This is a genomic window from Stenotrophomonas sp. (assembly GCF_032066555.1).
Taxonomy (GTDB): Bacteria; Pseudomonadota; Gammaproteobacteria; order Xanthomonadales; family Xanthomonadaceae; genus Stenotrophomonas.
Genome location: NZ_DAMBKV010000024.1, coordinates 45,991 through 57,269, shown reverse-complemented (window position 1 = coordinate 57,269; position 11,279 = coordinate 45,991). Strand labels below are relative to the sequence as shown.

Sequence of the window (11,279 nt, the reverse complement as noted above, 5' to 3'; positions counted from 1 at the left end):
ACCCCCAACCTGCGGTTTTGGAGACCGCTGCTCTGCCAATTGAGCTACTGGCGTATGACTTGACTGTTACACACCGCCTTAGACGGCGAAGGCGGACCGAGTTACCCGGCCCGCCAACCGCGCAACCAACAGCATGCACTGCTGGCGCTGCAAACTATTACGCGATGATCTTGGCAACCACGCCGGCGCCGACGGTACGGCCGCCTTCGCGGATAGCGAAGCGCAGACCTTCGTCCATTGCCACCGGGTTGATCAGGGTGACAACCATCTTCACGTTGTCGCCCGGCATCACCATCTCGACGCCTTCCGGCAACTCAACCGCACCGGTGATGTCGGTGGTACGGAAGTAGAACTGCGGACGGTAGCCCTTGAAGAACGGGGTGTGACGGCCGCCTTCGTCCTTCGACAGAACGTAGACTTCGGCTTCGAACTGGGTGTGCGGCTTGATCGAACCCGGCTTGGCCAGAACCTGGCCACGCTCGACGTCGTCACGCTTGGTGCCGCGCAGCAGCAGACCGGCGTTGTCACCTGCCTGACCCTGGTCCAGCAGCTTGCGGAACATTTCCACGCCGGTGACGGTGGTCTTCTGGACCGGACGGATACCGACGATTTCGATTTCTTCGCCGACCTTGATCACGCCGCGCTCGATACGACCGGTCACCACGGTGCCGCGGCCCGAGATCGAGAACACGTCTTCCACCGGCATCAGGAACGGCTTGTCGACGTCACGCTCCGGGGTCGGGATCCAGCTGTCCAGTGCATCGACCAGCTTCAGGATGGCCGGCACGCCGATGTCGCTCTGGTCGCCTTCCAGCGCCATACGGGCCGAACCGTGCACGATCGGGGTGTCGTCGCCCGGGAAGTCGTACTTGGAGAGCAGCTCGCGCACTTCCATTTCGACCAGTTCCAGCAGCTCGGCATCGTCAACCATGTCGGCCTTGTTCAGGAACACGACGATGTACGGCACGCCGACCTGACGCGACAGCAGGATGTGCTCGCGGGTCTGCGGCATCGGGCCGTCAGCAGCCGAGCAGACCAGGATCGCGCCGTCCATCTGGGCAGCACCGGTGATCATGTTCTTGACGTAGTCAGCATGGCCCGGGCAATCCACGTGGGCGTAGTGACGGGTCTCGGATTCGTACTCAACGTGCGCGGTCGAGATCGTGATACCACGTGCCTTTTCTTCCGGCGCGGCGTCGATCGAGGAGTAATCCTTGAACTCGCCACCGAAGCGCTCTGCACCGATCTTGGTCAGTGCGGCGGTCAGCGTGGTCTTGCCATGATCGACGTGGCCGATGGTGCCGACGTTGACGTGCGGCTTGGTACGCTCGAACTTACCCTTGGACATGGCTGCTTCTTCTCGGTAACAGGTTGGTTATGCACTATCGGCAAGATGGTGCTCACGAAAGGAATCGAACCTTCGACCTCCTCCTTACCAAGGAGGTGCTCTACCGACTGAGCTACGTGAGCGAGTTGTCTATTATGCCGTGTTTTTTCGTTTCGTTCAATGGAGCGGGAGACGGGAATCGAACCCGCACCATTAGCTTGGAAGGCTAAGGTTCTACCGTTGAACTACTCCCGCACCGGGAAAACACGTCACAACATAAAACTGGTGGAGGGAGGTGGATTCGAACCACCGAAGGCGTAAGCCAGCAGATTTACAGTCTGCCCCCGTTGGCCGCTTGGGTATCCCTCCATTCCACTCCCTTGTCGAGGACCGCGGCCTTGCCGGTCAGGGGTGGGTGAGCTCGCTATTTTGGTGATCAGCGCCGATGCTGTCAACAGAAATCTTCACATTCGGTGAAATTTCTTTTTCGGCATCGGCGGCGCCGATCACTCGCCGGGCATCTTAATCTTTTCGTCGGCAAAAATCGCCACGTGCGGCACGCCATCGGCACCAATCCAACCGCGGTACATGCCCTCGGTGTTGAAGGGCGTGGCGGCCTTGCCATCGGCGGACAACACGATGCCGCCGCCATCACCTCCGAGCTCGGGCACGCGTTTGACGATGACCTCTTCGCCGGCCTGCGCAGGTGTTTCCTGCAAGTACTTCATGCGTGCACATATCTCATGCGCGACGGACAGGCGGATGTAGTACTCACCCCAGCCGGTACCCGAGACCGCACACTGGTCGTTCGCATAGGTACCGGCACCGATGATCGGTGAATCACCAACACGCCCGTAGCGCTTGTTGGTCATGCCGCCCGTGGACGTGCCGGCAGCGAGCTTGCCCTGGCTATCCAACGCGACCGCGCCAACGGTACCGAAATGCTTGGCGGTTTCCAGGTCGGCGTGCGCCTGCCCCGCCGCCTCTTCCTTCAAGGCACGCTGCAACTGCTCCCAGCGCTTCTCGGTGCGGAAGTAGGACGGATCCACCAGCTCGATCTTCTGCTCGGCGGCGAACAGCTCCGCGCCCTGCCCCACCATCATCACGTGCGGCGAATGCTCCATCACCGCCCGCGACAGGAGGATCGGGTTTTTCACGGTATGTACGCCCGCAACCGCACCGGCGCGCAGGGTGGCGCCATCCATCAACGAGGCATCCAGCTCATTCTTGCCATCATGGGTGAACACTGCGCCACGCCCCGCATTGAACGTCGGGTCGTTCTCCAGCACGGTGATCGCCGCGGTTACCGCATCCAGCGCCGGCTTGCCGGCCACCAGGGCCCGATGCCCCTGGCGCAGCGCCTCGGTCAACGCCGCACGTGCGGCACGCTCTTCCGCTGCACTGAAGTCCTTGCGCTCCACGCCCGCCCCGCCATGGATGACCAGCAGGGGAGAAACCTCCGCTGCGACTGCAGCTCCCGAAGACAGCGACGCCAGGCCCAGCAGTACTGCAGAAGTCAGCTTCATGTTTCTTCACTCCCGAATGGAAGCTCGATTCTAGGCAGGTGCCAGCCAGTCTGAACAGTCACCGCAGTACCAACCGCTGCTTTTCCGACGCGCGCCGGGGCGGGCCGCCAACACGCCCGGGGGCGGCCGCGTCACAGGCAACAAAAAAGGGGCCGAAGCCCCCTTTGCACATCAATCGCGCGGTCAGTTGGGATGGAGCTCCAATTCACCGTCCACGACACTGGCCATCGCGGTAAAGGCGGCATTGTCCACCTTGAAACCGTCCAGATGCAGGCGGCTGCCCGCGCCCACGCCCGTGACCGGAATCGAACTGAATTCCAACGGCTCACCATTGCTCAGGCGATCAGCCGTGCGCCGCGGCATCACCAGCCATGCATAACCATCGACCAGCGAGTACACCCGGCCACGCCCATCGGCCTCGACGCACAACGCGGTGTCCTCGTCCACGCCGATACCGACGATGTCGTCCTGGCCCTTGTCCTGGGCGGCGCGGGCGACAAACACAATCAGGCGACCAAGGCGGTCGCGCTTGGCGAAATGGGTGTCGGTCACCACGTTCGACAGATAGGGCATGGTCAGGAAATCCTTGTCCATGGTGACTTCACTGCCCATCGGGTCGTTCAATGCGGACGGCGAATTGACACTGCCGCCGTCCAGCGCGCCATAGGCATAGCCACCAAGAATGGCAAGGCCCGCGCTGGTGCCGCCGATCGGCTTGCCTGCACGCACATGATCGTTGAGCGCGGCGTTGAGCGCGGTGCCCTTCCAGAAGCGGATGTAACGCGACTGGTCACCGCCGGCAATGAAGATGGCATCGGCGCCACGCACCACACGCAGCACGGCCGGATCATCCGCCGCCTTGCGGCTGTCGAACACCAGCGTCTGCACCGCGGTGACGCCGCCGATGTCGTAATACAGCTCCTTCTGCATGTTGTCGTCGCCGGAGGCGCGCAGGATCACCACGCGGCCGTGCCCAGCCCGTTCGACCCACCAATGGAAGGCCTCCGGCACCCAGTCACCGCCACCCATCAGCATCATCGCGGCCTCGGTCTTGCCGGGGCGCGGGGCATCAAGGTCACCTACTTCGTAGTAGCGGTAGCCAGCGGCACTGATGCCGCGCGAATCCTGGGCATGGAGCACACCGGCTGCCGCGATCGCCGCAACCATCAGGACTACTCGCCCCAGCCAGGAGCTCTTACGTTTCATAGCGTCTTCTACCTGATCCATGTAACCGCTTACAGGTGTAATGCCAGACTTTCCGGCAGTGGTCAAGCGTGTAAAAAAGGTGTTAGATGACGCGACCCCATTCACATTACAGACAGGGTCGGCCGGCACCTTCGCGATGCCGACGGGACAAATCCAGAGCACTTTTCATCAGAGAGCTGATTCATGCGTAAGCACGCAATGGTGTGTTCAATCCAACTGGCCCTGCTGTCGATGGCCGCCCCTGCCCTGGCACAGAACGCTGCCGAAGGCCAACCGCAACAACTCGATACCGTGCAGGTCACCGGCTCTCGCATTCCGCGCGCCCAGGTCGAAGGCCCGGCGCCGGTCACCGTGGTGACGGCCGAGGAAATCAAGTCCGCCGGCTTCACCAGCGTGCCGGACGTACTCCGCGCCATGACCCAGAACGGCGGCGAAACGCAGAGCCAGCAGTCCTCCAGCGGCGCGGACTTCTCGCCGGGCGCGCAGCAGGTTGACCTGCGTGGCCTCGGCCCGAACCACACCCTGGTATTGGTCAACGGCCGCCGCATCGCCGACTTCCCGATGCCGTTCAAGGGCCGCAGCAACTTCACCGACATCTCCAATATTCCGCTGGGCATGATCGAGCGGATCGAGGTACTGACCGGCAGCGCATCGGCCATCTACGGCTCCGACGCGATCTCCGGCGTGGTCAATTTCATCCTCAAGAAGCATGCCGATGGCACCACCGTCGACGCCCGCATGGGCATCACCAGCGAGGGCGGCGGCGAATCGTTCGACATCAGCCTGGTAAGCGGTTTCGAGAAGGGCCGCTTCAGCGGCATCTACAGCGTGGAGCTGCAGTCGCAGACGCCGCTGTGGGCCTATGAGCGCGATATCCAGGACTCCACCAAGGATGGCCCGACTGCTGCCGCACAGGCGCCGCGCCGCGGCTTCCTGCGCACCGACTGGTATGACGACTACATCGACCCGGGCCAGGCAACCTGCGATGCGCTGTCTGCGCAGAATGGCGGCACCACCTACTACGGTTACCGCCCGCGATACGGCTACTACTGCGGCAGCGACGAGGCCATCGGCTACGGCACCATCATCAGCAAGCGCCGCGGCGTGAACGGTTATGCGTCGATGAGCTACGCCTTCGACAACGGCAGCGAATGGTTCGCCGATGTACAGATGGGTTACCACGACGTATCGATGTTCCGCGACGTTACCGCGTGGAGCCACATGGCCGCCGATGGCAACGAGGAAGGCTATTTCTACAACCAGGCCAGCGAGCAGGTGGAGTTCTGGCAGCGCCAGTTCACCCCCGAGGAAATCGGCGGACTGAGCCGCAACATGATCGAGACCACGCAGAAGACTTTTGGCGTGACCACCGGCTTCAAGGGCAGCTGGGCCGACAGCTGGGATTACGAAGCAGCACTGAGCTATTCGCAGTACCGCGCCAAGATCAGCTGGCCGCAGATCGTCGCCGCCAAGGCCAATGCACTGTTCCTTGGTCCGCAGCTGGGCGAGGACGATGATGGCTTCCCGATCTACAACGCCGATCCGGAACGCCTGTATCGCCCGCTCAGCCGCAGCGAGTACGACTCCATCGCTGCGCGCTCGGTCTACACGCCCAAGTCCGAAACCGGCACCTTGTCGCTGACGGTCAGCAAGGGCGACCTGTTCACCCTGCCCGGCGGCGACGCCGGTTTCGCCGGCACGGTCGAGCTCGGCCGCCAGTCCTATTCGCTGAATCCCGATCCGCTGGCCACGCAGTACTACTACTACAGCTGGAAGGACTCGGACGGCAAGGGCAGCCGCAATCGCTGGGCCGGTGCAGCCGAGTTGCGCATGCCGCTGCACGACACCTTGAACTGGAGCGTGGCTGGACGTTATGACCAGTACCGCTACTCGGGCAACAGCATCGGCAAGGCCACCTGGAGCACCGGCCTGGAATGGCGCCCGATCGACTCGCTGCTGGTCCGCGGCTCCTACGGCACCGCCTTCCGCGCGCCCGACCTGCACTATGTCTACGCCGGCATCGGCAATGACGAGACCAGCGGCGTCGACTGGTACAACTATGCACTGGACAACGGCGATGACCCGGAAGAGTACAGCGAGGGCCTGATCCGCACCCGCGAAGGCAACCGCAACCTCGACCCTGAAACCAGCACCTCCTGGACGGCCGGCTTCGTCTGGTCACCGGTCAATGGCCTGGATATCTCGGCTGACTGGTTCAACATCGACATGCGTGACCAGGTCCAGGACATGAGCGTGGACCAGATCCTGCGCGACGAGGCGGCATGCCGGCTCGGCGACAAGGACATGAGCTCGCCCACCTGCGTGGACGCTGTTTCACGCGTGACCCGCAACTCCAACGGCTCGCTCTACGGTATCTACGTCAATCCGATCAACGTCGCCAAGGAGTCCACCGAAGGCGTGGACGTTGGTGTGCGCTACCGCCTGCAGACCGGCATTGGCCAGTTCACCTTCAGCGGCACCCACACCTGGGTGAAGAAGCACGACTTCCAGCAGTACGCCGGCGATGAGGTCAAGGATCAGTTCGCGGTCAATAGCGGCTTCGATATCCCGCGTACCAAGACCAGCGCCAGCATCAGCTGGGAGAAGGATGCCTGGGCGGCCACCGTCTATGGCCAGCGCCTGGGCAAGCTGCCCAACAGCTGGTCCTATGACCAGGTGTGGGAAGACGGCGATCCGGGTCCGTTCATCCGTGCCACCTATCGCTACAACGCATCGCTGCAGTACCGCTTCGACGAACATTCACGCCTGACCCTGTCGGTGGTGAACCTGTTCAACAAGATGCCGCCGAAGGATCCGACCTACACCGCGTATCCGTACTACGACATCTCCTGGTTCGACAGCGTTGGTCGCCAGATCAACCTGCAGTACACCCACAAGTTCGGTGGGACCGGGTTGTAATCCCCACATCGCCACGCCGTTCCGCAACAAGGCCCGCCACTGGCGGGCCTTGTTGTTCGTGCGGCTTGCGCCCGCCCGGCCTCAGCTCCCAGCAGAAGCTGGAGCGCATCGCGGCAAGGCAGGCACAACGGCAATTCTTCTCCACAGCCGCTGTGCGCAATGGATGGAGAAGGCTGTGGACAACGGCGCGCAGGCCTTGCGCTGCAAGGCTTTCAAAATGGCGGTGAATTTTTCGCCAAGGCACTACAACGAAGGCGTGCGTTTTTTTGTGGGAGCGGCATCAGCCCCGAAGCACGCGCATCGTCAGGTGGGGCAGTCTCCCGGGACTGCGGGAACTGTCAGCTTCGCGGCTGACGCCGCTCCTGCAAGCAGCCACCCGGCTTATCGGGTTCTCCACAAGCGCTGTGCGCAATGGCTGGAGAAGGTTGTGGACAACCGTCTACAGGCCTTGCGCTGCAAGGCCTTCAAAATTCTGGTGAATTTTTAGCCAACGCACTACAACAACGGCATGCGGCTTTTTTGTAGGAGCGGCGTAAGCCGCGAAGCACGCAGATCATCGGGTGGCGCAGTCTCCCGCCGCTGCAGGAATGCCAGCTTCGCGGCTTACGCCGCTCCCGCAAGCAACTCTGCTATGCCGAGTAATTCTCCACAGCCGCTGTGTGCAATGGATGGAGAAGACTGTGGACAACCGCCCGCAGGCCTTGCGCTGCAAGGCTTTCAAATTCATGGCGAAATATTGGCCAAGCTACAAACCGCAGATACGACAAGGCCCCGCAATGCGGGGCCTTGTGGCTGCAGCAACGTCGCGAAGGATCAGACGTTGAAGCGGAAGTGCAGCACGTCGCCTTCCTTGACGATGTAGTCCTTGCCTTCCAGGCGCAGGCGGCCGGCTTCCTTGGCGCCCTGCTCACCCTTGAGGTTGATGAAATCGTCGTAGGCGATGGTTTCGGCACGGATGAAGCCACGCTCGAAGTCGGTGTGGATCACGCCGGCAGCCTGCGGGGCGGTGGAGCCCGCGCGCAGCTGCCATGCGCGGACTTCCTTCACACCTGCGGTGAAATAGGTCTGCAGGCCGAGCAGCTTGTAACCGGCGCGGATCACGCGGTTCAGACCCGGCTCGTCCAGGCCGAGGTCCTTGAGGAACTCGTCGCGGTCGGCGTCTTCCAGCTGCGCCAGTTCTTCCTCGATCGCCGCACACACCGGCACCACCTCGGCGCCTTCGGCTTCGGCACGCGCGCGCACCGCATCCAGGTGCGGGTTGTTCTCGAAACCATCCTCGGCCACGTTGGCGATGTACATCAGCGGCTTGAGGGTGATCAGGAACATGTCGCGGATCAGTGCCTTCTCATCAGCATCAAGGCCAGCCGAACGTGCCGACTTGCCCTGATCCAGCGTCGATGCCAGCTTTTCCAGCACCGGCTTGCGGGCCAGCGCGTCCTTGTCATTGGCCTTGGCCGCGCGGGTGGCGCGATCCAGTGCCTTCAGCACCGATTCCAGGTCGGCCAGCGCCAGCTCGGTATCGATGGTTTCGATGTCGGCGATCGGGTCGACCTTGTTGGCGACGTGGATGACGTTGCCGTCTTCGAAGCAACGCACCACGTGGGCGATGGCGTCGGTCTCGCGGATGTGGGCCAGGAACTTGTTGCCCAGGCCTTCACCCTTGGACGCACCGGCGACCAGGCCGGCGATGTCGACGAACTCCATCGTGGTCGGGATCACCCGCTCCGGCTTGACGATGGCTGCCAGCGCCTCAAGGCGCGGATCCGGCACAGGCACCACGCCGGTGTTCGGCTCGATCGTGCAGAACGGGAAGTTGGCCGCAGCGATACCCGCCTTGGTCAGCGCATTGAACAGGGTCGACTTGCCGACGTTGGGCAGACCGACGATGCCGCATTTGATACCCATGGTGCTGTCCCTCGGGAATGGAGAATCGGGAATGGAGAATTGGAAAGCGTGCAGCCTTCCGATTCCCCATTCCCCATTCCCTACTTCGCGTTGGTGTGTAGACGCTTCATTGCTTCGCTGTAATCGCCAGCTACCGCCAACGGCATCACGTCGATGGCCGCATCGATGGCCTGTGCCATCAGCACAGCGTCCTCCGGCGACGGACGGCCCAGCACCCAGCCCACCACGCGGTCCTTGTGACCGGGATGACCAATGCCAAGACGCAGGCGATGGAACTTGCCATGACCGAGCAGGCGGATGGTGTCACGCAGGCCGTTCTGGCCGCCATGACCACCGTCGAACTTGAGCCGGGCCACGCCGGGCGGCATGTCCAGTTCGTCGTGTGCAAGCAGGGTCTGTTCCGGCTCGATCTTCCAGAACCGCTGCGCGGCGGTGACCGATTTGCCAGACAGGTTCATGTAGGTCGCCGGCTTCAACAGCCATACCGGCTGCCCGGCAATCTCGACCTTGGCGACTTCGCCAAACAATTTGCTTTCCAGCGCCCAGCGCGCGCCCTGCCGCTCTGCCAGGGCCTCAACGAAATGAAACCCGGCATTGTGCCGGGTCCGGGCGTGTTCGGGTCCGGGGTTGCCCAGACCAACGATCAATCGCAAGCCAGTCATCTGTCAGATACACCTGCTGCGCCCGCCCCGAAGAGCGGGCGCAACATCGCCGATTACTCGGCTGCTGCTTCTTCTGCAGCGGCGGTCTTGGCGATGACAACGGCGTCGTCATGGCCCTTGCCCAGCTTCAGTGCCGGGATTTCCACGCCGGCCGGCAGCTTCAGGCCCGACAGGTAGATGATGTCGCCAGCCTTCAGCTCGCCCAGGTCGACTTCGATCGACTGCGGCAGGTCCTTCGGCAAGCAGGCAATCGCCACTTCCTTCAGTTCGTGGGTGACCAGCACGTCGGCGGACTTGCCAGCCGGCGAGGTGTCTTCGTTGATGAAGGTCAGCGGCACCGAAGCGTGCAGCACTTCATTCTCGTTCACGCGCTGGAAATCCAGGTGCATGACCAGCTGCTTGTACGGGTGACGCTGCATGTCACGCAGCAGCACCTTGTGCAGGGTGCCGTCGAGGTTCAGGTCGATGATCGACGAGTAGAACCAATCGTTGAACTGGGCCAGCCAGATTTCGTTGTGGTTGAACTGGACCTTCACCGGCTCCTTGTCACCACCGTAAACGATGCCCGGGACCACGCCTTCGTGACGCAGGCGGCGGCTCGCACCCTGACCTTGCACGTCACGACGAGCGACTTTGATTTCGTGAGACTTTGCCATTGTTGACTACTCTAGGTTGTTGCACCGCCTCGCGGCGCTGCGTAGAGACTCTTCCGCGACCAGAAGAGCCTGATGTGATCCCCGGCAAGCCGGGGACCGGATGCATCAATCCACGTACATCGAGCTGACCGACTCACCGAAGGCGATGCGGCGCATCGTCTCGGCCAGCATTTCGGCCACGCTGATCTGGCGGATCTTGGGACAGACGCGGGCCACTTCGGAAAGCGGGATCGTGTCGGTCACCACCAGCTCGTCGAGCTGGGAGTTGTTCAAATTGTCCACGGCCGGGCCCGAGAGCACGGCGTGGGTGCAGTACGCTGCGACCTTCAGTGCACCGCGCGCCTTGAGGGCAGCAGCGGCAGCACACAGGGTGCCGGCGGTGTCGACGATGTCGTCGACCATCACGCAGGTCTTGCCTTCGACGTCACCGATGATGTTCATCACGGTGGCGACGTTGGCACGCGGACGGCGCTTGTCGATGATGGCCAGGTCGGCATCATCCAGGCGCTTTGCCACGGCGCGGGCGCGCACCACGCCGCCTACGTCCGGGCTGACCACGATCAGGTTGTCGGTGCCGTAGACGCGCCAGATGTCCGCCAGCAGCAGCGGCGAGGCATAGACGTTGTCGACCGGCATGTCGAAGAAACCCTGGATCTGATCGGCGTGCAGGTCGACCGTGAGGATCTGGTCGGTGTGCACGGCCGAGAACATCTTTGCTGCAACCTTGGCGGTGATCGGCACGCGCGAGGAGCGCATGCGGCGATCCTGGCGGGCGTAACCGAAGTACGGCACCACCGCGGTGACGGAGGCGGCGCTCGCGCGCTTGAGCGCGTCGATGATCACCAGCAGCTCCATCAGGTTCTCCGCACTCGGAGCACCGGTCGGCTGAACGACGAAAACGTCCTGCTTGCGCACGTTTTCCTGGATCTCGACCTGTACTTCACCGTCGGAGAACTTGGAAACCAGCGCCTTGCCTGGTCTTACCCCGAGTTCCTTGCAGATGCTCTGTGCAAGAGGTTTGTTGGCATTGCCGGAAAAGACCAGCAGGTTCGGGGAATCTTGCATGACAGCTCTCTCG

General features: G+C 62.6%; 9 protein-coding genes and 3 tRNA genes. 2 read left to right on the top strand and 10 right to left on the bottom strand.

Features of this window, described 5'->3' with window-relative positions:
* Nucleotides 1–157 precede the first annotated feature (157 nt).
* From tuf to RT131_RS18190, 6 genes are all read right to left on the bottom strand, one after another.
* Nucleotides 158–1,348: an elongation factor Tu gene (gene tuf / locus RT131_RS18215; RefSeq protein WP_313174233.1), complete on the bottom strand. Its 1,191-nt coding sequence runs from the start codon at nucleotides 1,346–1,348 to the stop codon at nucleotides 158–160.
* A 46-nt stretch (nucleotides 1,349–1,394) separates the two neighbouring features.
* Nucleotides 1,395–1,470 (bottom strand) — tRNA-Thr (locus RT131_RS18210).
* A 38-nt stretch (nucleotides 1,471–1,508) separates the two neighbouring features.
* A tRNA-Gly gene (locus RT131_RS18205) sits at nucleotides 1,509–1,582 on the bottom strand.
* 28 nt (nucleotides 1,583–1,610) lie between these two features.
* A tRNA-Tyr gene (locus RT131_RS18200) sits at nucleotides 1,611–1,696 on the bottom strand.
* A 137-nt stretch (nucleotides 1,697–1,833) separates the two neighbouring features.
* Nucleotides 1,834–2,853 (bottom strand): isoaspartyl peptidase/L-asparaginase, encoded by a 1,020-nt coding sequence (locus tag RT131_RS18195; RefSeq protein ID WP_313174231.1) that lies wholly within the window; start codon nucleotides 2,851–2,853, stop codon nucleotides 1,834–1,836.
* A 183-nt stretch (nucleotides 2,854–3,036) separates the two neighbouring features.
* Nucleotides 3,037–4,020, bottom strand: a complete 984-nt coding sequence (locus RT131_RS18190) for a cyanophycinase (RefSeq protein WP_313174241.1) — start codon at nucleotides 4,018–4,020, stop codon at nucleotides 3,037–3,039.
* 222 nt (nucleotides 4,021–4,242) lie between these two features.
* Here RT131_RS18190 and RT131_RS18185 point away from each other — a divergent pair, with 222 nt between their 5' ends.
* Both RT131_RS18185 and RT131_RS18180 read left to right on the top strand, forming a co-directional pair.
* Entirely contained in the window at nucleotides 4,243–6,978 is a 2,736-nt protein-coding gene (locus tag RT131_RS18185) for a TonB-dependent receptor (protein WP_313174229.1), read from the top strand.
* 175 nt (nucleotides 6,979–7,153) lie between these two features.
* Nucleotides 7,154–7,465, top strand: coding sequence for a hypothetical protein (locus RT131_RS18180; protein ID WP_313174228.1), 312 nt, complete (start codon nucleotides 7,154–7,156; stop codon nucleotides 7,463–7,465).
* Between the two features lie 326 nt (nucleotides 7,466–7,791).
* Here RT131_RS18180 and ychF read toward each other — a convergent pair whose 3' ends face one another.
* The 4 genes from ychF to RT131_RS18160 all read right to left on the bottom strand — a co-directional run bounded on the left by ychF (nucleotide 7,792) and on the right by RT131_RS18160 (nucleotide 11,266).
* The gene (gene ychF, locus RT131_RS18175; RefSeq protein ID WP_312916094.1) at nucleotides 7,792–8,883 is read right to left on the bottom strand and encodes a redox-regulated ATPase YchF; all 1,092 of its coding nucleotides are present in this window, start codon (nucleotides 8,881–8,883) and stop codon (nucleotides 7,792–7,794) included.
* An 80-nt stretch (nucleotides 8,884–8,963) separates the two neighbouring features.
* Nucleotides 8,964–9,545 carry an aminoacyl-tRNA hydrolase gene (pth, locus tag RT131_RS18170; protein WP_313174225.1) on the bottom strand — a complete coding sequence of 194 codons (582 nt, stop codon included), beginning with the start codon at nucleotides 9,543–9,545 and terminating at the stop codon, nucleotides 8,964–8,966.
* A gap of 53 nt (nucleotides 9,546–9,598) precedes the next feature.
* Nucleotides 9,599–10,201 carry a 50S ribosomal protein L25/general stress protein Ctc gene (locus tag RT131_RS18165; RefSeq protein ID WP_313174223.1) on the bottom strand — a complete coding sequence of 201 codons (603 nt, stop codon included), beginning with the start codon at nucleotides 10,199–10,201 and terminating at the stop codon, nucleotides 9,599–9,601.
* Between the two features lie 105 nt (nucleotides 10,202–10,306).
* Nucleotides 10,307–11,266 carry a ribose-phosphate diphosphokinase gene (locus RT131_RS18160; protein ID WP_282267136.1) on the bottom strand — a complete coding sequence of 320 codons (960 nt, stop codon included), beginning with the start codon at nucleotides 11,264–11,266 and terminating at the stop codon, nucleotides 10,307–10,309.
* Between the last annotated feature and the right edge of the window lie 13 nt (nucleotides 11,267–11,279).